This is a genomic window from Pseudomonas sp. FG13 (genome assembly GCF_057809755.1).
On the sequence record NZ_JBMDKO010000027.1, the window covers coordinates 13,501 to 36,734 of the forward strand.

At 58.9% G+C, this 23,234-nt stretch carries 22 protein-coding genes and 1 pseudogene; 7 read left to right on the top strand and 16 right to left on the bottom strand.

The features are described 5' to 3' along the window. Positions 1 to 48: 48 nt before the first annotated feature. Positions 49 to 1,014 carry an endonuclease/exonuclease/phosphatase family protein gene (locus ACODTO_RS19775; RefSeq protein ID WP_489106940.1) on the bottom strand — a complete coding sequence of 322 codons (966 nt, stop codon included), beginning with the start codon at positions 1,012 to 1,014 and terminating at the stop codon, positions 49 to 51. A gap of 535 nt (positions 1,015 to 1,549) precedes the next feature. Here ACODTO_RS19775 and ACODTO_RS19780 point away from each other — a divergent pair. Continuing rightward, complete coding sequence (locus ACODTO_RS19780; RefSeq protein ID WP_139641524.1) at positions 1,550 to 1,822, top strand: hypothetical protein; 273 nt, start codon at positions 1,550 to 1,552, stop codon at positions 1,820 to 1,822. Between the two features lie 141 nt (positions 1,823 to 1,963). Here ACODTO_RS19780 and ACODTO_RS19785 read toward each other — a convergent pair whose 3' ends face one another. The 4 genes from ACODTO_RS19785 to ACODTO_RS19800 are packed head-to-tail and all read right to left on the bottom strand — an operon-like array spanning position 1,964 to position 8,292. Further along, positions 1,964 to 4,912: a bpX6 domain-containing protein gene (locus ACODTO_RS19785; RefSeq protein WP_489106941.1), complete on the bottom strand. Its 2,949-nt coding sequence runs from the start codon at positions 4,910 to 4,912 to the stop codon at positions 1,964 to 1,966. Further along, positions 4,899 to 6,728 carry a hypothetical protein gene (locus ACODTO_RS19790; RefSeq protein WP_489106942.1) on the bottom strand — a complete coding sequence of 610 codons (1,830 nt, stop codon included), beginning with the start codon at positions 6,726 to 6,728 and terminating at the stop codon, positions 4,899 to 4,901. The genes ACODTO_RS19785 and ACODTO_RS19790 overlap by 14 nt, the downstream gene beginning before the upstream one ends. After that, on the bottom strand, positions 6,728 to 7,165 hold the full coding sequence (locus ACODTO_RS19795; RefSeq protein ID WP_139641530.1) for a bpX5 domain-containing protein: 438 nt from the start codon (positions 7,163 to 7,165) through the stop codon (positions 6,728 to 6,730). Before ACODTO_RS19795 ends, ACODTO_RS19790 begins: the two co-directional genes overlap by 1 nt. A 5-nt stretch (positions 7,166 to 7,170) precedes the next feature. Further along, the gene (locus tag ACODTO_RS19800; protein ID WP_489106943.1) at positions 7,171 to 8,292 is read right to left on the bottom strand and encodes an AAA family ATPase; all 1,122 of its coding nucleotides are present in this window, start codon (positions 8,290 to 8,292) and stop codon (positions 7,171 to 7,173) included. Positions 8,293 to 8,514: 222 nt separating this feature from the next. On the opposite strand from ACODTO_RS19800, the gene ACODTO_RS19805 reads away from it, so the two are divergent. Both ACODTO_RS19805 and ACODTO_RS19810 read left to right on the top strand, forming a co-directional pair. Beyond that, positions 8,515 to 8,994, top strand: coding sequence for a hypothetical protein (locus ACODTO_RS19805; RefSeq protein ID WP_489106944.1), 480 nt, complete (start codon positions 8,515 to 8,517; stop codon positions 8,992 to 8,994). A gap of 12 nt (positions 8,995 to 9,006) precedes the next feature. Further along, entirely contained in the window at positions 9,007 to 9,249 is a 243-nt protein-coding gene (locus tag ACODTO_RS19810; protein ID WP_053191937.1) for a hypothetical protein, read from the top strand. Positions 9,250 to 9,270: 21 nt separating this feature from the next. Here the strand turns inward: ACODTO_RS19810 and ACODTO_RS19815 are convergent, their stop codons facing one another. Continuing rightward, positions 9,271 to 9,966 (bottom strand): DUF1963 domain-containing protein, encoded by a 696-nt coding sequence (locus tag ACODTO_RS19815; RefSeq protein WP_313931001.1) that lies wholly within the window; start codon positions 9,964 to 9,966, stop codon positions 9,271 to 9,273. 766 nt (positions 9,967 to 10,732) lie between these two features. On the opposite strand from ACODTO_RS19815, the gene ACODTO_RS19820 reads away from it, so the two are divergent. Together ACODTO_RS19820 and ACODTO_RS19825 are read left to right on the top strand one after the other, a co-directional pair. Continuing rightward, the gene (locus ACODTO_RS19820; RefSeq protein ID WP_055134950.1) at positions 10,733 to 11,140 is read left to right on the top strand and encodes a winged helix-turn-helix transcriptional regulator; all 408 of its coding nucleotides are present in this window, start codon (positions 10,733 to 10,735) and stop codon (positions 11,138 to 11,140) included. 294 nt (positions 11,141 to 11,434) lie between these two features. Then, positions 11,435 to 12,508, top strand: coding sequence for an alkene reductase (locus tag ACODTO_RS19825; RefSeq protein ID WP_489106945.1), 1,074 nt, complete (start codon positions 11,435 to 11,437; stop codon positions 12,506 to 12,508). 294 nt (positions 12,509 to 12,802) lie between these two features. Here ACODTO_RS19825 and ACODTO_RS19830 read toward each other — a convergent pair whose 3' ends face one another. From ACODTO_RS19830 to ACODTO_RS19840, 3 genes and pseudogenes are all read right to left on the bottom strand, one after another. Further along, positions 12,803 to 13,168, bottom strand: coding sequence for a type II toxin-antitoxin system VapC family toxin (locus ACODTO_RS19830; protein ID WP_489106946.1), 366 nt, complete (start codon positions 13,166 to 13,168; stop codon positions 12,803 to 12,805). A gap of 99 nt (positions 13,169 to 13,267) precedes the next feature. Then, entirely contained in the window at positions 13,268 to 14,416 is a 1,149-nt protein-coding gene (locus ACODTO_RS19835; protein ID WP_489106947.1) for an ImmA/IrrE family metallo-endopeptidase, read from the bottom strand. Positions 14,417 to 14,715: 299 nt separating this feature from the next. After that, positions 14,716 to 15,012 (bottom strand): annotated as a pseudogene (locus ACODTO_RS19840) (winged helix-turn-helix transcriptional regulator); the annotation flags it as partial. Positions 15,013 to 15,209: 197 nt separating this feature from the next. On the opposite strand from ACODTO_RS19840, the gene ybiA reads away from it, so the two are divergent. Further along, positions 15,210 to 15,773, top strand: a complete 564-nt coding sequence (ybiA, locus tag ACODTO_RS19845) for a riboflavin biosynthesis intermediates N-glycosidase (protein ID WP_489106948.1) — start codon at positions 15,210 to 15,212, stop codon at positions 15,771 to 15,773. Positions 15,774 to 17,184: 1,411 nt separating this feature from the next. Here ybiA and ACODTO_RS19850 read toward each other — a convergent pair. The 6 genes from ACODTO_RS19850 to ACODTO_RS19875 form a co-directional block, all read right to left on the bottom strand. After that, positions 17,185 to 17,541 carry a DUF6124 family protein gene (locus tag ACODTO_RS19850; RefSeq protein WP_489106949.1) on the bottom strand — a complete coding sequence of 119 codons (357 nt, stop codon included), beginning with the start codon at positions 17,539 to 17,541 and terminating at the stop codon, positions 17,185 to 17,187. A 612-nt stretch (positions 17,542 to 18,153) separates the two neighbouring features. Then, complete coding sequence (locus ACODTO_RS19855) at positions 18,154 to 18,789, bottom strand: SCO family protein (RefSeq protein WP_489106950.1); 636 nt, start codon at positions 18,787 to 18,789, stop codon at positions 18,154 to 18,156. Continuing rightward, positions 18,786 to 19,685 carry a heme o synthase gene (cyoE, locus tag ACODTO_RS19860; protein WP_139641563.1) on the bottom strand — a complete coding sequence of 300 codons (900 nt, stop codon included), beginning with the start codon at positions 19,683 to 19,685 and terminating at the stop codon, positions 18,786 to 18,788. Before cyoE ends, ACODTO_RS19855 begins: the two co-directional genes overlap by 4 nt. Further along, positions 19,673 to 20,752, bottom strand: a complete 1,080-nt coding sequence (locus ACODTO_RS19865; RefSeq protein WP_175362226.1) for a COX15/CtaA family protein — start codon at positions 20,750 to 20,752, stop codon at positions 19,673 to 19,675. Before ACODTO_RS19865 ends, cyoE begins: the two co-directional genes overlap by 13 nt. A 10-nt stretch (positions 20,753 to 20,762) precedes the next feature. Continuing rightward, on the bottom strand, positions 20,763 to 21,356 hold the full coding sequence (locus ACODTO_RS19870; RefSeq protein WP_208555119.1) for a hypothetical protein: 594 nt from the start codon (positions 21,354 to 21,356) through the stop codon (positions 20,763 to 20,765). Then, the gene (locus ACODTO_RS19875) at positions 21,322 to 22,059 is read right to left on the bottom strand and encodes an SURF1 family protein (protein ID WP_208555120.1); all 738 of its coding nucleotides are present in this window, start codon (positions 22,057 to 22,059) and stop codon (positions 21,322 to 21,324) included. The genes ACODTO_RS19870 and ACODTO_RS19875 overlap by 35 nt, the downstream gene beginning before the upstream one ends. A 70-nt stretch (positions 22,060 to 22,129) precedes the next feature. Here ACODTO_RS19875 and ACODTO_RS19880 point away from each other — a divergent pair, with 70 nt between their 5' ends. Beyond that, positions 22,130 to 22,333, top strand: coding sequence for a twin transmembrane helix small protein (locus ACODTO_RS19880; protein ID WP_024778455.1), 204 nt, complete (start codon positions 22,130 to 22,132; stop codon positions 22,331 to 22,333). Between the two features lie 5 nt (positions 22,334 to 22,338). Here ACODTO_RS19880 and ACODTO_RS19885 read toward each other — a convergent pair whose 3' ends face one another. Continuing rightward, positions 22,339 to 23,226, bottom strand: a complete 888-nt coding sequence (locus ACODTO_RS19885; protein WP_024778456.1) for a cytochrome c oxidase subunit 3 — start codon at positions 23,224 to 23,226, stop codon at positions 22,339 to 22,341. Positions 23,227 to 23,234: the final 8 nt, after the last annotated feature.

The following is a 23,234-nucleotide window of genomic DNA, read 5'->3' on the forward strand; positions in this document are numbered from 1 at the left end:
TCGCGAGCAGGCTCGCTCCCACAGGTTATGGGCCAGTCGATCAACCGCTTAGAACCTCATCCTGAAAACAAGCGGGCAATGGTCAGAACCCTTCATCGGCACAGGAAACTCCGATAACGAACCGGCCACATAGCGCTTTCTTAACTCGCGAGTTATCAATGCGTGGTCAATGAACCATTTGGAGCCTCCGCCCCGGCATTCGGGAAGGGCCTCATAACCTTCGGTTGGGCGAAACAACCTGGCAGCAGAAGGCTCGCCATCTGAAAGCTCAGCAAAAAGACTCACTTCTGGCGCTGTTTCGTGTTCAACCTCCGCGTCAAATCGACGATTGAAATCGCCGATAATCACTGCGGAAGCGCCAGACTGGATTGCCTTATCGAGCCAGGCTTCCAGAGCTGGTGCTTGCCTTCTAAGCACGTCGCAGGTGACGACCCCGTTAGCTTTATCACGCTTGGTCGCATACCCGCTGTTCAATGCCTGGTCAAAACAGCCACTTTTGAGGTGTACGGATAAAAGCTTGAGGGTCATGCCCTTGATCGTCACGGGTAACTCCGCGCCATGGCGAGCATGACTCTTGAAGGCCTCTCCAAGCGGGCGAACATCGCCGAGCCTCCCGACCTCAAGCCTGCTGGATTTGCGGACAACAAACCCCGTGCGCTGTATCCAAGGGCTCTGCATGTTCACGTAGAAATCGTACTGATCCTGCGGCCAGATCTGCTGAAGCGCCTCAGGACTCTCGACTTCCTGCACGGCAATCACATCAGCATTCAGCTGTGCCGCCACGGCCTTCATGTCCGCTATCTGCGCCGGCGATTTGCATTCCCACCGGTAGGGGTGTGTTTCTTCAAGTCGCTCGCGATCAGCGGCCTTGATCTGGGAGCACTCCTCGAACTCACGCTGGCTGAGCGGAGCCGACCGCTGCCACTCCAGGTTCCATGTTGCGAAGGTGAGGGTTTCGGCCAGGGCAGGGTATGAGAGGCAGGTAAGCGATAAGGCCAAATACAGTGGTTTCATGGCGGGAGAGTTCCAAGCGCGATGGCGGTGGGAGTCCAGGAAACGGCACTGCTTTTAGCCGCTGTTTGAGCGTAGCAGCCCATCGTGTTGCTACAGAGTTGTATCCAATGAAATCCTACCCACCTACCATGCGGGCTACGTATTGGTCAGCGTCGGGGCACCGGTCAACGGCGGTATCGGCCCGCGACGCACCTTCTCGATGTTGATCATCAAGACCTGACTGGAGACGTACATGCCCGTAATTATTCAGGTGTTCATTGCAGGTCCGGCGCCAACTGATGAATGACGCAAGCGCCTGACTCATAGGTTTGAGCAAGTTGGCTGAAAGGAAAAGCAAGTGGCAAAAACGGTCAGTCGTGATTGCCTGTTTCGGCTGGCGCAGAGCATGGCAGGCCCTCGCTTTTTCGCAGACAAGTGACGAAATCTGTAATGTCCGACTTACTCGGCAAGAAGGGACAATCAATTGGCGCGATTTTCAATCTACAGCGGACCGGTTTTGGTGGGCTATTCAGCCCTGGAGAATGGAGATCCTCCAATGGGCGTTGCTTTCGGTCAATTCGTCCCAGCCGATGGGTACCAGGCTATCCAGCAAGAATGCCGCGTAAATCACCTTGATCAATCGGCTTTAGCGCTTTGTGCTCAAACCGAAGCGGGCTTGGTTATTCCATGTGCTGGCATTGGCATTCTGGACTACTCGGAAGAGCTTCTGCTCGAATTGATCGAGATAAACATTCTCGGCATTCCTCGTCCTCTTTACGAAGAGTTGTTTCCTGAAAAGGTCGCGAGATATAAGGGCCAGTTTGATTAGGCGAATCAATTGAGAGGCAAGCAGAAATCAGACCGCCGCCTCTGACACCACAAAGCCATAGCAACCCAACCCCGTGGAGAGGGAGTTTGCCCCCGTTTGAGTGCGAAGCGCTCATAAACCCTCCACCTCGGCGACGCTTCACTACACCGACAAACTGCGCACCATAGAGCTGACTATATCGATATGCCACAGCCGGCCTTGATGGTCGAAGAGCACCCATTCATCGCCCACGCAACGCAATTTCGCATCCTGCAGCGGCCAGTCCAAAACGGTACATAACCGCTGACTATGGCGGTGGATAAAGTGCCAACGTGCGTCATCGTCGCCGGTTGCGTAGCAGACCACCAGCCACTGCTCGAACGAATAGATGTGCAACGGATCGGTACACCCCTGAATCAGATCGGGCAAGGGATAGCGCGTGCTCGTGCCGCCCTCGTAGGCCCTCAGCATGGGATCGCTGTTGGCTTCATGCTCGATCCAGAATTCAGTGGTCCGACCGGCCGCGTTATACACCTGCCAACTGCGCTCCTCACGCCGGGCGGGCATGGATTCGCGGCTGAGCAATCGGCGGTCAGGCAGGCGGTAATGCCAGAGTTGGAAATCGTGAGGGGTGTCCAGCAATACGGATTCGTTGCGCTCGTCATCCCGAAGGAAGGCAACCTGTCCAGGAAGATCGCCAACATGCCAGAGAGTGTCGAACCGGCGATCCACATCCACAACACGCAATTGCGAGCCTCGGCCGATGGTCCAGGCCGTGCCGTCGAAATGCTTGGCGAAAGCGTCCAGCATCAGCACGCCCAGATCGCTGGCGCTGCGATTGACCAGATCCAGCTTGCAGATGCGCCAGACGTCGCCGCGACGCGCCAGCGCCAGCGCGACCCGTCGGCTGTGGCCCAGCACGATGGTCTGGGTGGGCACCGGAAAGTGGAAGACTGTATTGCCGTTAGCCTCGACCACCAATGCGCCAGCTTCGCCCAGTGCCAGCAGGTAACGTCCGTCGGTCAAGGGCACGGCATCGCAGATAGTCCGGTTGCCTCTTTCCGGCGCCGTGAACGACAAAGGGGTGCTTACCCGCTCAAGGTTCTGATTGAGGACTTTGTTCCGGGGCAGGGCGCTACCGGGCAGGTCCGCTTGGAGCAGTTTGTCCTTGCTCATTTTCACCAGCGATTGAAACTGGTTCTGAGTGAGATAAGCTTGTTGATTGGTCTGGTCACAGATCATCGCCCGCACGGTCGCGGCAGCCAGCCAAGCCAGGGCGGGACTGTGGGCCTTGTGTGCCAGCAGCGCCTGGGCCAGGGTGGCGCGTTCCATGACCCGCTCGGGTTCGTTGCGCAGTTTTTCGACCCAGCTGTCGTATGTCGAAAGGGTGTCGGGAAGCAGGATTGCCCGTTTCACCAGTGAGTTGATAGCCAGGCTACCTCCCGCAGCCTCGGCGGCCAGCAGCCATTGCGTGGCGCGTTCGCGCTCTGCCGGCAGACTCCAGACCACGTCCACCGCCTGCAACCACAGACCTTTTTCAGTCAGGGCCAGCGCCCATTCCAAGCGCAGACGCGCGGCGGCTTCCGGCCATTTCTTTTCGAGCATGAGGACGGCATCGGCGAACGCGTTGTCGCGCCGCGCCACTTGCAAAGCTCGCTGCCAATCCCCTGCCAGGCACAGCAGACGTACGATGGTCGAGGTGGGCATATCCCAGGCCAGCGCAAGGTCAGCCGCCTGTTGATAGCGCTGGTGCTTTTCCAGATAGTCGAGCGCTTCGTGGCGTGCCCTCAACAGCTCGGCCAGGACAAACACGGCCTCCTCGATGCGCCCTTCGCGATCCAGTCGCTCAAAGGACTGCCGGTAGATCTGCTTGAGATGGGTCTCAAGACCTGCCTCAAACAGCATGCTGGTGCGGGGCCCTGAATGCTGGCTAAGCGTCAGATCCTGGCGCCTGTTAGGCGTGCCGAAGGCCTGACCTGCATTGCCCTGGCCGCCGCCCAGCGGGATGGCATGGCGCAATGCTTCTTCCAAGTCGCCGTTTTCGAACATCTCCAACATGCGCTGCATGTAAGCGGCCTGACGCTTCCCGTAGAGTGCTGACAGACGCGAATTCTGGGTCAGGCGCGTCAGCCAGCGCCGCCATCTGGCCGGGCCTCGTGGTTGGCCCGACGCCCGTGGCGGCATCGGCGGCTTCGATGGTCGGGCGGCGTTGGCGGCAGCGGCAGGGGGCGCATGGCTTGCTGCCGAATGGGTGCCGTTGCGTCGCATCCAGGCACGCATCGCCATCAGTATCAAGGTGAAAAGTACCGCGCCAATTACTGTCCAGATCAAGACGCTGCCCAGATCGAACGTGGAGGGATCCACAGAGCGTGGCGGCTTGGCTGTCTCAGCAGCACGGGTAGCGGCTGGTAACTGCGGGCCGTTGAGGGAAAGCATTTGGTAAAGGCCAATACCCACTGCCAATGCAATGAGACCCCGCAGGAAGTGTAACGAGCCGGTACTCTGCGGATTATTCGCGGGGCTGTGACGCGCCGTAGGTACGCCAGGAGTAGCGGTCTGACGCTGGCGTTCTAGCAGGGCTTGCATCACCGCCTCTCGCTCGGGACTGACCGGCGCAAGCGAGTCACCCAGGATTTCCCGTATGTCGGTCTGTACCGCCAGCGGATCGGCTTGCGGCTCCGGCAATACGTCCTGACAGTTGTAAGTGTCGAGCAAGGCGTACTGGTTGACGTCGATCCATTGGCTGGGAGCCAGAATATTGGCTTCCCGCAGGTGCAGGGTATTGACCTGCGTGCCGCGTACCAACCAGACATCGGCGTGGGCCAGACGCTGCATTTCTTCAGGGCTCAGCCGCGCTGAGCAAAGCGTTCCGCCTTGGCGGATCAGTGGCCAGCCAGCGAGTCCTTCACACAGCATGGCGCGCGCCTTGGGAAAGCGCAGCAAGTCGCCGTCGGCAAAGCGATAGGCCCTGGCGTCGGTTTGCCAGTGGCTGAGTATCAGCCGCGCCCGTTCCTTCTCGCTGAAGCGTTCGACGGGGAACCACAGCGCCTCGATCGGCTGATAACCGCTCAATGCTGGACGGCGAATCATGACTGCTTCAAGTCCGGACATGGGCGTCGCTCTCCGACTGCGTTTGGGCCTGATTGCACATGACCTGCAATATCCTGAGCTCGTCCCGCACCGAATACACCACTAGTTCCCGAGCATTGGTCAAAGCGGCGATCAGCCCGCTCATCGGGCAAAAGCTGATTCTGGCAATGGTTTCGCTGGTAGTGAACAGCACATCTTGCTCACCCCGGCAGTACAGGGCGACGGTCTGCTGGTTAGGGCCGAGCAGGACCATGGAAAACTCCTCGTCCTCTCCTATCAGCAATCCCAGCCCTTTCCAGCCGGGTGCCAGGTCCACCTGTCTGGTCTGAAGGTCGGAGGCCACCATCTGCCACTTCTGTTGCCCGTCGACCAGACGCATCCATGCGCAACCGTAGAAGGCTTTGTTCCAGCGCGGACTTGCCGGGAACAGCACCTGGTCGACCTTGTCCGTGGTGCCTACCACATGGCCGGGAGATTGGCTGATCCAGGGATTGATCCGGTGGACGTACAGTCGACCGGCATCATGGCGCAGATAGGCCAGCATACTGAGATCGACCTGCGCCATACCCACCACCTTATCGGCCATCGGGTGGGTGACACCAGGCTGGTGCGGAGTAGGCAGCTTTTGGTTCTCGACCACCCAGAAGGCCAGATGACCTTGGCTGTCGAGCAGGAAAACCCTGCCGTAGGTGCCGTTGTGCAGCCACACCGCGGGCAGCAGTGTGGCAGTGCCCACGGGTAGTTGCAGTTGGTCACGTTCAGGTCGGGCGATGGGTTTGAGGCCGGTCATGTTCCAGAAAACCAGCTGCTCGTTGATGCTCAGGATCGCGCTGGGCGTGCGGCCGCGGAACATGATCGCCAGCGGCGTAGCGCAGTTGGTCCAGAGAGTGCGGCGAACGTCGAGCGGCTTTTTCTGTCGTGGAGCTGGAAGCTTGATCAACACGAGCCCGGGTTCGTCGAGCAGTTTCAGGGCGACATGGGAGCCGTTGCTAGCAATGACCGGGGGCAACGTCAGCGCAACCCTTGGAATAAGGGTCTTGACCGGGGTGCGAGCCAGCTGTCGTGCGACATCGAACTCACCCTTGATCAGTTGCAAGGCAAATCGCTGGTTGGGGTTGGGCAGGGCGACTTGTCGGGTGCTTCCGTTTTGCAACGCGAACATCAGGCTGCGGCCATCGAGGCTGCCCTGTATCTGGACCCGATGAGTACAGGAACGGGCGTCGGTAGCAGGCAGTCGCTGACCGACGAGCCAGCGTTCGCCGTTGTCATGTTCCTGTCCCGCCAGCCAGATGCGCCAGGTATGCCAGTGCTCATCGCTGACTATTTGATAAGAGCGGGCGGCGAGCAGTTGCTTCAAATGCGCAGCGCTCTTGAACTCATGCAACTGTGGCGCGTTTTGCAAAATACCCCAGCGCAGTTCGGCCCCGGCTTCGCTGGCACGGCGGGCGAGCAGGATCAGCAGCGCCAGGTGTACCAGCCGTGGTCCGCCCAGTTGCAGCGGGCCGGCGTCGAACAGCACGACGATCATGCGGTTGGCCTGATGAGTGCGGTATTGCGGCGCCAGAAACAGATGTTCGCCAACTGCCGCTCTGCGCAGGAACTCGTCGGGCAGTTCGTCGGCCAGCAACCACTCGCTGGTCAGCAGTCGCTCATACGGGCCACGGCGTTGCAGATCGCCAAGGCCGTCGGGTTCGGGCACGCCGCCCTGCTGCATGCCGCGCAATGGGCCTAGCAACGGGTTGAGGCGTGCAAACAGGTCCGCCAACAAGGGCAACTGTTCGGGGGGAAACCAGTGCAGCCAGTCTCGCCAGGGTTGCAGGGATTGGGGTAATTGCATCAGCGACCTGCCCAACCATTCTGAATGCGTTGCAGATGCCGGGCCGTGACGGGCAGGCATCGGTCGAGCGGCACCACTGCCCTGGGGGCATGCCACAGCAGCAGTGGCGCACGCGCGAATCGGCCGAGCAGCGCTTGTCCCATCAGGTCCAGCGGTGCATCGGGTTCCCAACTGGTGGGCAACCAGAGACCGGGTGCGGCGGGCTCGGTGCAGGCGTAGTCCACACCTTCGACCCACGGCAGGTCGTCGGCATTGCCTGTGACGATCAGCACGTCACGGTTGGCAGTAGCATGCAGCCGCATGGTCTGGTCTTCGGGCATGCGCAGCAACCGTGCGAGCAGGCGCGCAGCGACTTCGCCCCAAGCCACGGCGGCCTGTGCTCGACCTGGCTCGGGCCGTACTCGCCAGTTCCAATCGATGGCAATGGCGTCGGCCATGTTCGTCATGCCTGGTTTGTCAGCAGATGGGCCACTTGTCCGCGTGCCTCATACAGGCGCGGGGGAATGGTCTGGATGTTGAAGTTGGCATCGATTTCGCGCAGCAGCGCTTCCAACAACGGGGATGCGGGCGGTTCGCTGCGAGCCAGATAATCCTCTGCCGTTTCAAGCAGACGATGCAGGCGAGCCATCGGTTGCAGCGTCGCCTCCTCGACGGCACTGAACAAATGGCTGTTGCTGCACTGGGCAAAAAGATCCTGCAAAACCTCGCGACCGTGTTGCTGGATCTCCCGGGTTGGCAGCACATAAAGCAACGGCCAGAGGTCGGCTTCGCTGGCTTGCAGGTGCCCGCGCAGCAAAGCCGCCGCTGCGATCAGACGCTGGGATTTGACGATACGTCGGTCAGATAGCTGTATACCGGCCTCTCGCAACCGGCGGATGGCCTGTGCCAGCGCTGGCCGCACCAGTGACAAATCGACGTCCTTGAGCGCGTGGCCCAGCGTGTCCAGCTGAGTCAGCCCCAGCAGTTGTGGAACCGGGCGCTGCTCCGACTGCCAGCCGCCGGCCAGCATTGCTTCGAGCTGGTTGTCGGGGACTGCGTCCACGAAGAGATGCAGCAGAAAGCGGTCGCCGAAGGCCGCCAGCGATTCGTCGTCGGGCAGGCCGTTCGCCGCTGCGACACAGACGCGCAAGGGGCACTGGACCTGGGTGTGACCACGGCGGAAACGTCGTTCGTTGAGCACGCCAAGCAGGGTGTTGAGGATTGCCGTCGAGCCCAGGAACACTTCATCCAGGAACACGATGTCGGCTTCGGGCAGCATGCCGCTGATATCGGTTTCCACAGTGCCTTCGCGCAGCTTCTTCAGGTCGACCGTACCAAACAGCTCCGAAGGTTCGGTGAAGCGCCCCAGCAGATACTCGAAATAGCGACCACCCATGGACTGCGCAACCCGACGCACCACGGCGCTTTTCGCCGTGCCGGGCGGACCCACCACCAGAATGTGTTCCTGGGCGACAGCCGCCAATACGATCAACTCGGCCAACTGCTCGCGACCGACCAAGCCCTCAGTGGCGGCGCGAACGGCGTGACGGATCTGACTGGCGGCGAGGTCGAGCGAAGCGGACATGGGGCATCTTCCTTGAATCTGGAGGGCACATCTTGCCTGAAGGAGAGGGTGAGCTGGCAAGTTCATCGGCATGTGAGGCGCAAGCTTGAGGCGGTGTGCGCCATTGCCTCGTCACTCATGGCCTCATGCGTCCATGCACTTTGCCTCGCAAAGGTGAAATGATTTGAATCCAATGCGCTCGTTGTAGAGAATCGCCGCCTTTACCTCGAAAGGATACGAGCGATGAAGTTCGAAGGGACTTTCCAATACGTGGGCAATCACGGGATCGTCTTCAACGTCTCGCAGATTTCCCTCACCGACAGCGAACGCGGACGCCTGCGCGAGCTGCATTTTGGCGAGGCGAAAAGCGCCCACTATGAGGTCAATAGCAAGGTCGTCGAGGTGTACGACAAGATGCAGGCCAAGAACCTGCCTTGTGTGATGATGATCGGCATCTCCAAGCCGCTGACCCGACAACAGGGCGATGTCCTCAATGCCCAACGCACCGCGATCGCCAATCTTGCTGCCAGTGCCTGTGCTGCCGCCACCAAGGTCGTGGCCCCCTCTTACGTGTATGTACCCGTAGGGGCCGGTGTGCGCACGTATGTTAATGAAACCCTACCCACCTACCATGCGGGCGACGTACTGGTCAGCATCGAGGCACAGGTCAACGGCGGTATCGGCCCGCAACGCACCCTCTCGACATTGATCATCAAGACCTGACTGGAGACCTATATGTCCGACATTACCCAGATGGTTATTGCCGTGGTGTTGTCCTTTCTGCTCGATCGGTTTCTCAAGCCGTATCTGCTGCGCAAGTGGCTGGGAGTGGTGTTGGTGGCGGCGGGTGCGGTTGGCTGCGTTGTGGCAGGCCAGACACGCTTGTTGGGGTTTGATCTGGGGTTGTGGTCGGTTTTTGCTGTGCCTATAGGGATGGGGTTATTTATGAAGCGGCGGCGGTTTGAAGAGGATTGCTGAAGGAAAGAAGATGGCAAAACATCAGTAAAAATCATAATAAAACGCCCACTCCCCAGTTTCGTTGTGCTTCCAGAACATCAGGCTCCCACTGTCGACCACGTTCAGATTGATCTTCGCGTCCGATGAGATCTGGAACACAAACTCAAAGCCTTCCCCCGGATCAACACCCGATTGGCAGAACGAGGGGTAACCGCCGAACTTGTGTTCGTAGGAGTGGGTGACCAGGTCGTAATAGCTCTGTATCTCGCCCGCGCGTTCCAGCGCGAGGATCGCTTGCTCAAGGTCCTCCGGCACACCACCGCCATCCCAGAGTGGAAAGTCCTCCGGCACCGCTTGCGCTTTCAGCGGGAAGGGTTTGAGAAATGCACCTGCCACCGGCAGAGACTTGCGTACCAGTACATCATCCGGCCCATATTCACGGATGACCCAATTATTCCCCATTGGCTCAAAGTGCTCGGGAAACGGGTTTGAAATGAACACCGTCAGCACACGAACTCCCGCCAGCAGCGGATTGTTGACGGGCAGGGCGGGCAGGTAAAACTGTGCATAGGGGAGCAGCTGTTGCCCGGACTGATTGGTGGGTACCTCTTCATCGGGGCGGAATAGAAAGACGTTGCCCAGCCAGCTTTCTTCATCGGTACCGGCAGGACGAAAGCCGCCGGCAATAAGCTTTACGGCGGGGCGGGCTAGGCGTTGTTTGATTTCCTGGATGTCCATGGATGTAACCCTTCCTTTTGCTACAGGTGTAAAGGCCGCAGATTGGCGGTGTGCGGGCTCGGGTGGCAGCGCTTTTCTCCTGAGCCAGGGTGCATCGGTGGCTTCCAGGAGTGGGATTTCGCACACAGCACGGGCCACGACCTTCCTGAAGGTCTTACCTGTGTCTGAGCGTCATCGATACCGGCTCGGCCAGTGGTGAGGAGACGATAGAGCCCAATGGCAAGGCGGACAAGCCGGCGGATTCGAGTTTAGTTAGCTGAGTAGCGCTTCGAGCAGGCAGACTGAAAAAAAGCGGGCAGATTCGCCCCGTGGCGAGGGAGCTTGCTCCCGCTTGAGTGCGAAGCACTCACAAAAATATATCAAGCGCCGCCTCCCTTGTGGTGAGGGGATTCATCCCCTGGCGCCCGGAATTTGCCGCCGCCAACCCGACTCTGCCGAGGTGGTTTCTCGACGACCGTACCGAGTTCTCGTTGCGGCTGGCCGAGCTGCGCATGCCGGTCCTGCTGCTGTGGGGCAATGCGGATCCGATCAGCCCCGTTCGAGTTGGTCAGCGTCTTGCTCAACGGTTGCCCACGCGCAGTTGCATGTTTCCCTGGCGCCGATCACAGCCGGGGCTTTACCCATGCAGATGCAGTCGCGAGCTTGATCGACAGCCATCTGGTCCGTGGCTGAGCGGTAATAGATCCGCCGCTTCCTAACGGTATATTCTGGATACCGGCGACGAATAGAAAGCCCAAGATCGCCTTGGCATCCAGAGGAAACCGCAATGCTCGAAATCGAACCCCAATGCTTTTCATCGGCATGCCCCAGCCGTGCCCTCTTCGAGCAGATATCTGACAAGTGGTCGATGATGGTGTTAGTCGTGCTGGACGAGGGCCCGCAGCGTTTCAATGCAATCAGGCGCAGGCTGGAGGGCGTTACCCAGAAGGCGCTGACGCAGTGCTTGCGCCGTCTCGAGCGCAATGGCCTGGTGTCGCGCCAGGTGATATCGCTCTCGCCAGTGGCGGTGCAATACCAGATCACAGCGCTTGGTCGCACGTTGCAACGGCCCCTGAGCCAACTCCATGAATGGACACTTGTAAAACTGTCCGAAGTTGAAGCCGCCAGGGAAATATTCGACCAGGCCAAAGACGTGTCAGGGCTTGCGATCGCGTCGTTTTCCCAACCTGGTTGATCGGATCGGACGCGAGTAACCCAGCCATATTTTGATCCGCTGAACGACAGGCATTGCGCCTGTCGTTTGAGATATCCGCCTGGAAACCAGGTTTCCTCAGACCTACTAACGCGACTCAAGGTGCCTGATTGACGCCAGATTTATTCGGTATACCGTGATCGCGTCAGCACCTCGGTGCGCCCATCAATATTCCCGAAAACTATTTACGGATTCACGTAACGGGTCGCCATGTGCGTCGCGAACGCTGCTGGGTGGACATTCGATTGAAGATCATCGTTAGCCAAAGAGAATCTCATGAGCCATTCAAAACTATTAACGCCCGTCGGCAATGCACAGCTGACCTTCAAAAACCGTGTGTTCATGGCACCTATGACCCGAGGGCGTTCGAAAGACCGAATCGCCAATGAACTCACCGCAACTTATTACGCACAGCGCGCATCCGCAGGTCTGATCTTCTCGGAAGGAGCCCAGATCAGCTCCCAGGCCATTGGTTGGACTAACACGCCCGGTATCCATACATCGGAGCAAATTGCTGGATGGAAGAAGGTCACCCAAGCCGTCCATGAAGCGGGGGGGCTGATCTTCGCCCAGCTATGGCACACAGGCCGTGCCTCCCACCCTGATTTCCACAATGGCGAATTACCTGTTGCGCCATCGGCGGTACCTTTCAACAGCCAAGCCTTCACTGACGAGGGGATCAAGCCGTCCGTTGTGCCACGGGCACTAACCCTCGACGAAATCCAAGCCACCCTGAACGATTACGAAACCGCCGCCCGCGCAGCCAAAGCGGCGGGGTTTGACGGCGTCGAAGTTCACGGTGCCAACGGCTACTTGCCGGCTCAGTTCCTGGAAGACGGATCCAACAAACGAACCGACGCTTATGGCGGCACCATTGAAAAGCGCGCCCGTTTCCTGCTGGAAGCCACGGACGCTGCTATCAAAGTATTCGGACCAGAGCGGGTCTCTGTAAGGCTCTCACCGCGTATTCCTTACAACGACATGGGCGATTCCTCGCTTGAGCAAACCTACATGTTTGTCGTCGAAGCGTTGGAAAAGAAGAAAGTGGGCATCCTGCACTTCATGGAGCCGCCCGCATTGCCCGAGGGCCTGAAACTGTTGGCACCTGAAGCAAGAAAACGCTTCACGGGCCTGTTTGTGGTGAATGTCGGTTACGACCAGAAAACAGCCGAACAGGCTTTGGAGAGTGGCTTAGCGGATGCGGTGACCTTCGGTAGCCTTTTCATCAGCAACCCTGATCTGCCGGAGCGGTTCAAGGTTGGTGCACCGCTGGCGCCTGCCGACCAGAGTACCTATTACAGTGGCAACGAGCAGGGATATACCGATTACCCAGCGTTTTCTGTTGCATAGGTAGAAAGGGGGGGCGGGTTTATTTTCTGAAAATATATCCGTCCCCTCGTCTAATGCCGATCAGTTAAGCAGTGGCTGGGAATGGTGTTGGCGGCGGCGGGTGCGGTTGGCTGCGTTGTGGCAGGTCAGAACCACTTGTTCGGGTTTGATCTGGGATTGCTGTCGGTCTTTGCCGTGGCTACGGGATGAGGTTGTTCATGAAACGGCGGCGGTTTGAGCAGGTTGACCAAGGAGAAGAAGGGGTAAATGGAATATCAGAAAATATCCCATTTTGTACTCAATGAGTTGAAGTCATCACCCAAAAACCGCTTGTGATCGCTTGATGTAGTCGAGGAAGTTGATCCAGGGGGGTTGCACACTTTCCATGTTGCAAACAGCAGGAATCTTCCAATTGCGCTTTTGCTTGTTCGCAGAAGGCTGAAACGCCTCATCCGTGACTAATTCGCAGCCATGTAGCTTCGCGGTGGCAATGATGTATAAATCGTTTTCATCGACCCCAGCACCGTATCTGTCTTCTTCGATTTCGAGCAATCCTTTGATACGAAAGGCTTCCAACAGGATCGCCTCGGTCACGGGCATCTTTTGCAGACCTGCATCCTTCAGCCAAGTCACGCACTCCGGTGCTTTGTGCCCAACCTCTTCGGCGGCAACCTCGGACATCCGAATCCCCCTTGTATCACTCGATCCGCCATCCATGCCCAAAGACCCGGAAACTGCGCGATAGGGTAGTTATCCCATGCGTAAAGCATGGATGAGGCATCAAACACCTGCATAGAAGCGTTCCAGCTTGTGCAGGTCCGAGATCTTAAGGTTGTCGAGATAGCTGCTTGCCTTGGCAAGAGTGATACGACGAGCGTTCATGGCTTCCAGCACTGTGCGCACGTAACCATCGTCAAAAATGTGCCGGGGTTCGCGATTGCGGTGCTCTCGGCTGCCACCCTCTTTTTCAGGCATTACTCGTTGCGTGCTCCACCGCCGGTATGCCGCATAGGCTTCGCTTGGCAAACGTCCGGCATCCATCAGACGCCGTAGGATCATCTCGCCGCTCACACCCCACGCCCTGCGTTGTGGTTCCAGCCAGCCATCAAATTCGGCCGCCTCAGCAGGGCGCTCATTGTCATGAATGCTTAGCAAAAACCGATCGGGGACCAATAGATGGCCGGCAAAGGCATTCGCCTCTTGCTCTTTATCGTCCGCCGAATACAAATCCTCTTCATCATCAATCGAGCTTGCACGATGAATAAGTAGGTGCCCCAACTCATGCATCAACGTGAAGCTTTGGCGGGTATCTGCATCCTGCTTTTTGACGACGATTACCGGGCATTCAGAATCGTAGAGCGAAAAACCGAGAATCGGGTTTTCTTTGGCAATCTGCCATTTACCGTTGTAGCCATTGCTGCGGAAGACCAGCAGACCGCGCGCTTCGATGGCCTTACGATAACTGTCAAAATTGTTGCGGCTCGCCAGGCCTAGCCACTCACGCACACGGCTGGCCGCATCGGGGATGCTCAGGCCTGCCAGGTCGGGCGGCGAGAAACGCACGACCTCCGTCGGATCAAGCTCCTCACGTAGTGCAAGGTACACGGTGCGATGGTGCTCCACTCGCTCAACCAGCAGCTTCAGGCGGTGCGAAAGCTCCGGTTTCTGATTGCTCAAGGTGCGGAACTGCGGCGAGTGCACCTTTGCCTCGTTGACCGGCCCTGGCTCTATGAAAAACAAGGTGCCTCGCCCGAAAAAGGCCGCGAGCTTACGCAACTGGTTGAAGGTCAGTCCCGTCTCGCCGGCCATCACTTTTTCAAAGCTGGCAGGTGCTATATCGATCTCACGGGCGAGCTCGTCCCGCGTCATACCGTGATCGGTACAACACCAGTCTATCCGCGCGAGATTGATTGATTGGATACGTTCCATGATTTGAGTATATAGACGGTGTGTACCGGTGAACATGAGCCACCAAAGCTAGCTGCCGAAAGCTTGATGCGGTCGGGCCTATGACTTTCCCGGGGAGCTAGCATGCCGGAGTGTCATCGATACCGGCTCGGCCAGTGGTGAGGAAACGATAGAGCTCGAGGGCAGGGCTGAAAAGCCGGCGGATTCTGGTGCGGTTGTAGGCAAAGGCGCGACGATACGTGGCTTGGAGGTGTGGTCAGGTCCAGACCTGTCTCTTCCGCCGATAGGCCCCAATCACTCCCCAACTCAACCCCCAACCGACTCCGCCGCACCGCCATAGTCTGCGGAATCTTCTCCTCAATCCAATTCACCATCACCTCAAGATGCTCCGCCGCTTCCCGCCCCAACGGCGTCAAGCTGTACTCCACATGCGGCGGTACCACCGGCAGCGATTTGCGGTTGACCACCCCATCCTATTCAAGCTCCTGCAACGTCTGCGACAGCATCTTCTCACTGAACCCGCCGATCTTGCGGCGCAGTTCGCTGAAGCGGTGCATCCCGCCCAGCAGCATGACCAGCACCAGCACGCCCCAGCGGCTGGTCATGTGCTTGAGGACCTCCGAGAAAAGGAGATAGATTTATTTACTGAAAATAAATCTGTCCCCTTACTCGTCCCCTTACTCCCGCTTATTCTAGACACCGCCGGATCAGTGGCAGACGGATGTGTATGTTCCGCTGCAATAGCGGAGCTTCGTTATTGCCTTGGTCAATAAAGTAGCTGTAACGTCGATCCTCAGCTAGCGAGGATATGTCATTGAACGACTCTGAACATCTGAAGGATCTGTGCACCCGTTTCAACTCTGGAGAACATCTGGAGTTCACTTTTTTCTGGGGACACCAGCGCAGCAAAACCGGCGTCACGGCTTCGTGCTTCAGCCAATGGTTCGAGGCCGGCTTCACTGTCGACGGTCAGTGTTACCCAACAGCCGAGCACTTCATGATGGCTGAGAAAGCAGCCCTGTTCGACGATCAGGAAATCCGTACTCAGGTGCTCCACGCGCCTACTCCTAATGCCGCCAAAGCACTTGGCCGCAACGTGCGCGGATTCAATGACAATATTTGGCTGCAACACCGCTACGACATCGTCGTCCGAGCGAACCAAGCCAAGTTCTCTCAGAATCCGCTGTTGCACGAATACCTTCTACAAACCGGTTCGCGCGTTATTGTCGAAGCCAGTCCGGTTGATAGCATCTGGGGGATAGGGCTCGCGCAGGACAACGCGGATGCGAACAATCCGAATCTGTGGAAAGGCTTGAATCTGCTGGGATTTGCGCTGATGCAGGTGCGGGACGGGGCTAGCATACCGGCCCAGAGGTAATGTCCTGACCTTACGCATGGAAATCGAAAAGGGGATAGATTTATCTCATGAGCCCGGGGATAGGTCGTCGGTACACTGTCTAGCCCTGAAATAGGTTTACACCTGTTTCAGGGCTAGACAGACACCACGCCCCAATGTACCTGCCGAAGCGGTCGGTGGAAGACGGGTGGCGAATAGGTCGTGTCCTGCTACGCTTTTTCTGTAGTCAGGCTCATCGTCGCCCAGTCGCGTTTCCCCTCGATAGATATATTGGTTGCCGCGATAAGAAACACGACATGGCATGTCACCTAATGAGCAAGCGTTCGGAGTAGCACCATGAAGCTTCGATGCCCTGGCTGTGGTTACATTGTAGGCAGCCTTCCGCCTACCCTTAACTGCCCCAAATGCGGCGAATTTTCCCACGATTGGTTGATTTATGATTGGGAAAGCTTTGCTTTAATAAAGCGCAGATATATTAGGTACGACCTTTTAATAATTGGAATGGTTCTAATTAATCTGCTTGCGGCGATTATCCTAGGATCAACAGATGCGTTTCAATGGCTGTTCAACTTATTATTTATCCCGGCCGTCATCAATTTATTTTATTGCCGAAGGCAGCTTGAAAGGAAGTCGGAGTACGAAGGACATAGAGGTCGGACAATGTCACCTTGGTTTATCGGTTTCGGGGGCTAATACGGTCGATAACTCCACCGGAAAAGGGGGCGGATCTATTTTTTGAAAATAAATCTGTCCCCCTTTTCTACTTTTCTAAACGACAAATCAAACTTTTAATCTTTGAGCGCGTAATCGAATTGAGTGGCCAGGATCAGGGGGGAGGTATCCCTCCCCCCATCAGCCTAGGAAACAAATCTGTCTAAAAGACCACTCGCAATAAATGCTAGCGCCCAAAGACTGACTTCCACCTGTACCGCTTTTGTCCGCAACTTGAACATGGCAAAAGCCCTGCGAAGTGCTGACAGCGCTGCCAACTTTTAAGGGTTGGTTATTTATAAAGCGCCTTGCCGGGCGCTTGCTTTTGGCTTACCGCGAATGGCCGCAAGCATCGGCTCAAGTGTTTGAGTTATCCGATCGGCATCCACCGGGAACGGGCTCGTACACAATCACCTTAAGCGGCCTGACGGGGTCGCAGTCGGAGGAGTCACCCCCCTAAGACGTCCTGGCTTAGCGAGGATCGTCCTAACTCAATCCTACCTCAGGGAGTTGAGTTAAAGCGCCAAAATTTCACAACCTATGCAAAAAATGGAAACGCGCGTATCACCCTCTCGCTGACATATTTCGAGAAAGAAGTGGGTCAAATTTGTTTCTTCTGTTCTTAGCGTCCGTTTCTGGCCGTTCTCTGCCACTTAAGGAGGACGGAGTCAAAATGGAAACCCGGCGCAGAACGCCGGGTTTTTCGTTGAGAAACGCTTACTTATTGCCTCGGCTCCGCGTTATCCAACACCCGATTCGCCAACAATGAACTCAGCTCAATCAACTGCTGAATCCCCAGCGCCACATGACGCCGCGATCCGTCCAACTCAAACGCCAAATCACTGACCATGGCATCCGCCGACGCCAGGGTTTCCGTGAGGTTGGCGAGCAGGCACTCATCATCGAGGTCCTTCACAACGGTGAAGACCTGGCCCGGTTTGGGATCGTCGGGTTTCTCTTTTGGTAAGAGATAGAAATCCAAAGCGCGATTGGCGGCTTCGTCGAGCTTTTTGGTCTTGGATTTGGTTTGGGGGGAAGTAGGGTCCGCCTCTGGCGGATTCGGTGAAGGTTTGAACATGTGCTGATTACTCCATGGCTAAGCCGCAACCTTTTCCCTACTAAAAGAAGGGTGGCGGCTGTACGCAGGTTAGTAGACCGGGGAGATCAGCATTGCCGGCGCGCCGAAGCGCCCTGCGCACAGCCACCATCAAGGGCATGGTAGGAACCTGCCTGGATGAAAGCTCATGCATCTTACTGACACAACCCCGGGCTACTAAACCCGACCACTGATGAGCAGTGGCAGGAAAACAATAGAACCCCGGAACAAGGCGCACAAGCGGGCGGATTCTGGCGTAGTTGTAGGCAAAGGCGCAAGGATGCGTGGCTTGGTGGTGGGGTGTAGGTGGGGGCTGTAGGAGGAGGGCTTTGGGTGATGCAGGGGGTGGTTTTCGCTTGGAACCGCGCTGAGTTCATCGCGAGCAGGCTCGCTCCCACAGGGGGATGCGGTTCGCTTAAAGGTTTGTCGATTCAGTTGTGGCGGGGGGAGCGCAGTTCTTCTCGACTCGTCTGACGCGTCCCGTGCTCGGGTTTTGGGGGCGCTTTGCGCCCCAGCGGGGATGAATCCCCTCGCCACAGGTTTATCTACTTTCTCTGGTGAACAGCATTGGTCCCACAGAGGTGTGGGTAGGTGCTATTTGCGCTTCAGCATCTCCGGCAACTGCGCCACCAGCTTCTGGTTGTTCAACGGCGCTCGGATGAACCCACGTTGGCTGCCGTCCGGGCCGATGACGGCGAGGTTGCCGCTGTGGTCGACGGTGTAGTTGGGTTTGCTGGTGTCCGCCGGGATGAACGGGATGCTCACTGCATTCGCCAGTTTTTGCAGATCTTCGATGGATGCGGCGGTGAGGCCTATGAACTGTGGGTCGAAGTAGCCCAGGTATTGCTTGAGCTGCTTGGGCGTGTCGCGGTTCGGGTCGACGCTGACCAGTACGATCTGCAACTTATCCACAGCCTCTTTCGACAACTCGCTTTTGATCTGGCGCAGTTGGGCGAGGGTGGTCGGGCAGATGTCCGGGCAGAAGGTGTAGCCGAAGAACAGCAGGCTCCATTTGCCTTTCAAGCCGTCCACGGCCACGGGCTGGCCGTCCTGGTCGGTCATTTTCACTTCCGGCAGGGTGCGCGCCTGGGGCAGCAGGATGATGCCGGCGTCGATCAGCCCCGTCGGGTCGCCTTCACCTTTGCCGGACAGCACTTTGTTGACGGTGAGGCCGAGAATCAGCGCGATCACGGCCACGAGGATGAAGACGGTTTTCTGGGTTCGGGTCATAGGCTCAACAGTAAGTAATGATCTACAAGCAGGGCGATGAACAGCAGGAACAAGTAGTAGATAGAGTACTTGAACGTGTTGATCGCCGCGTGCGGCCGACTGCCACGGTACAACACCACGGCCCATTGCAGGAACCGCGCGCCCAGCACCAGCGCACACACCAGGTAGAGCAGCCCGCTCATCTGGATCACGAACGGCATCAGGCTCACCGCCAGCAGCACCAGGGTGTAGAGCAGGATGTGGATTTTGGTGTAGTGCTCACCGTGGGTGACCGGCAGCATCGGGATGTCGGCCTTGGCGTATTCCTCCTTGCGATGGATCGCCAGGGCCCAGAAGTGCGGCGGGGTCCAGGCGAAGATGATCAGCACCAGCAACAGCGGTTCGGCGCTGACATGGCCGGTGGCGGCGACCCAACCCAGCAACGGCGGCGCAGCGCCGGCCAGGCCGCCGATGACGATGTTCTGCGGCGTCGCGCGCTTGAGGAAACCGGTGTAGACCACTGCATAGCCCAGCAAGGAGGCCAAGGTCAGCCAGGCCGTCAGCGGGTTGGTGAAGGCCAGCAGCAGGGCCTGGCCGATCACCGCCAGGGCCAGGGCGAAGGTCAGTGCGGCGGCCGGCGAAACCCGGCCTTCGGCCAAGGGCCGTTTGTGGGTGCGGGCCATTACTGCGTCGATGCGTCGGTCCACCACGTGGTTGACCGCCGCCGCGCCACCGGCACACAGGGCGATCCCCAGGTTGCCGAACACCAGCACCGTCCACGGCACGCCGGCGCGGGTGGCGAGGAACATGCCGACCAGTGAGGTGATCAGCATCAGCACCACCACTTTCGGCTTGGTCAGCTCCAGATAGTCGCGCCAGATCGCCTGGCTGCGGCGTGCACCGGTCAGGGTTGCCATGGCATCTCTCCTTTTATTGTGATGGGGCTGGTGCCGTGTTTATGCGGGTTGAACCGCCAGCGCAGCGGGACTTGATGCTTGACCCGGACCAGGCTGGTACGGGCGTGATAATTGACCAGCACCAGGGTCAGCAGCAGCGCTGCGCCCCCGGCGTTGTGGGCGACGGCCACCGGCAGCGGCAGGTGGAACAACACGTTGCTGATGCCCAGGGTGATCTGCGCCGTCAGCGCGACCAGCACCAGGCCGGCGAGGCGGGTCATGCCCACGGTTTTCAGTTGCCAGGCCAGGCCCAGCAGCACCACCGTCACCAGCAACGCGCCGATCCGGTGGGTCAGGTGAATGGCGGTGCGGGCGTCGCTGTCGAGTTGGCCGCCCAGGTAGTTCGGGCCGATGTGTTGGGTCAGGTGGAAGCCATTGGCGAAGTCCGCCGCTGGCAGCCATTGGCCGTGACAGGTGGGGAAGTCGATGCAGGCCACCGCGGCGTAATTGGAGCTGACCCAACCACCGAGGGCGATCTGCCCGATCACCAGCAGCAGCCCGGCCGTGGCCCAATGTTGCAGGCGCTTGGGCACGGTCAGCGCCGGCAGCACCCCGGACAATCGCAAGGTGAGCAGGAACAGCAGGCTCAACGTCGCGAAGCCGCCCAGCAAATGTCCGGTCACCACCTGCGGCCATAACTTCAGGGTTACGGTCCACATGCCGAATGCCGCTTGCGCGAAGACCACCGCCAGCAGGAACAGCGGTAACTTCAAGGGCTGGCCCGGGCGGTGGCGGTTCATCCAGGACCGTGCCGCCAACGCTACGATCATCAAGCCCAGGGTCCCGGCGAAGTAGCGATGGACCATCTCGTTCCAGCCCTTGTGGGCTTCCACCGGGGTATCGGGAAAATGCAGTTCGGCATGGGCCAGTTGGGCTTCGCTCTTGGGCACGCTGATGAACCCGTAGCAACCGGGCCAGTCCGGGCAACCGAGGCCGGCGTGGGTCAGGCGGGTGTAGGCGCCCAGCAATACGACGATCAGTGCCAGCAGGGTGGCAAACAGCGCAAGGCGAAATCCTGGTTTGGCCATGTCGATGCCCTCATCCGATGTTCGACAGTTTCAGCAGGTGCCGCAGGTCGTTGAGCAGGTCCTTGCCCTTGACCCGGGCGTCGTAGCGCAGCACCAGGTTGCTGTGGGGATCGATGATCCACAGCTGGGCGCCGTCGGTGTTCTGGACGTCTTTCTGATAGACCGGCAAGTCCAGCGGGTAGCGTTGCAGTTGTGGGTATTCGCGCTGCAGCTGGGCGTCATATTCGGCATCCAGCGGTTGGGCGATGGCCAGGGCATGGCTGGCGCGGGACGCGTCGCGACCGAGGCCGATCTGCACCTGTCGGGCCAGGTACACCAGTTGCCGGCAGTCCGCCGAGCATTCCTTCGGCGCTGTGACGAGGATCTGCCAGCGCTGCTCATCGGCCTGTACGCCGATCTCCGCGCGGGTCTGGCCGGTGCCGATCAGTTCGCCGTGATAGCTGCGGCTGTCCGGGACCCAGAACTGGAATTTGTACATGCCGGTGGCCAGGATCATCGGGCCGATGACGCCGAACACGATCAGCAGCAGTTGCAGGCGTCCCTTGCGACGGTCGCGCGCGGAGGGTGCCTCAGACGTGTTGGTTGGATTCATGGCGGTTCCCATGGTGTCTCCCTGCGTTATGCCATCCGAGATAAAGAAAAAGGCCGAACAGTGCCGCCGCCATGGCGAACCACTGCACGGCATAACCGAGGTGTTTTTCCGGGCCCATGCTCACCACCGGCCAATCGGTCCGGTAGGCGCCGGGGCCGTTTTGTTGGCGCAATTCATAGGCGAAACCGTGGCGGCCCAGCTCGGCCCAGAGCTTGTCCGGCTCGATGGCGGTGACCAGACGTGGCCAAGGTGCGCCGCTGGGGTCGGCATGGAGCTGGAACGTGGTGCCGGGCGCGACATAGACCCAGGCCTCCAGGCTCAAAGGCTGTTCGGGGGTGTCGAAGACCGGCGGGGTGCGGCGGTCAGGCCAGGGCAGCCACCCACGATTGACCAGCAGCCACAGCCCGGTGCGGTGGTCGAGAAAGGGTTGTAGCAACTCGACGCCGACCTTGCCGTCGTGCTGGCGGTTATCGAGCAGGATGCTGTGCTCGGCGTCGAACTGACCGCTGAGCTGCACCGGCCGAAAGGCTGGATCCGCCGTCTGTTGCAGCTCGGCGCTGTCCATTGGCGGCGCCACGCGACGCTCGGCGTAGTTCGCCATGAGCACGCGCTTCTGTTCGCCCCGGCTCAATTGCCAGAAGCCCAGGCACACCATCACCGGCACCAGAATGGCCACCACCAGTGTCGGTACGAGGCCCGGCCGGAAGCCTTTCATGGCGCCGCCCGAAAGTCGTCGAACGGGAAAGCTATACTCACGTGCATCGCGTCCCCCCGGAGTGTCCCTGATGCTAAAAGCAGCCATCGTCCTGATGCTGATCGCCACGGTTGTCAGCCTGTTCAGCGGTCTGTTTTTTCTGGTCAAGGACGAAAGCGATTCCAATCGCCTGATGATCGCCCTGGCGATTCGGGTCAGCCTGGCCGCTGTCACCGTCGGCTTGATTGCCTGGGGCTTCTTCAGCGGCCAGTTGGTGTCCCATGCGCCTTGGTAAGAGCGCTAGAGCACGTAGACGAAGATGAACAACCCGATCCACACCACATCGACGAAGTGCCAGTACCAGCTCGCCGCCTCGAAGCCGAACTGATGCTCGTTGTCGAAGTGCCCGCGCATGATGCGCATCAGCATGACGAACAGGATGATCGTGCCGATGGTGACGTGGGCGCCGTGGAAACCGGTGAGCATGAAGAACGTCGCGCCGTAGACACCGGAGCCCAGGGTCAGGCCCAGTTCCTTGTAGGCGTGGATGTATTCTTCGGCCTGGAAGCTCAGGAACGCGCAACCCAGTAGCACGGTGATCGCCAGCCAGAGCTTCAGCGCGCCACGGTGGCCTTTTTTCAAGGCATGGTGGGCGATGGTGACCGTGACGCTGGAGCTGACCAGCAGCACGGTGTTGAGTAGCGGCAGGCCCCAGGGGCTGATGACTTCCTTGGGCGCCGGGAAGAGTTTCGGGTCGGGGTTGTTCAGCAAGGGCCAGGTGAACTGGAAGTTCGGCCAGAGCATATGGGCCAGGCCCTTGGTGCCTTCGCCGCCCAGAGCCGGTCCCGACACGTGGCGCACGTAGAACAGCGCACCGAAGAAGGCGATGAAGAACATCACCTCGGAAAAGATGAACCAGCTCATGCCCCAGCGAAACGAGCGGTCGAGCTGCGGGCTGTACAGCCCGGCGCGGCTTTCCTTGACCACCGCGCCGAACCAGCCGAACAGCATGTAGGCCACCAGCAGGCCGCCGACGAAGAAGATCAGCGGGCCGTGGGATTCCGGTCGGGCGGCCTTCAGGTCGTTGAACCAGGTCGCCAGGCCATACACCGTGACGAACATCCCGACCGTGGCGATGATCGGCCATTTGCTCTGGGCCGGAACGTAATAGTGTTCGTGAGTTGCCATTTATTGTT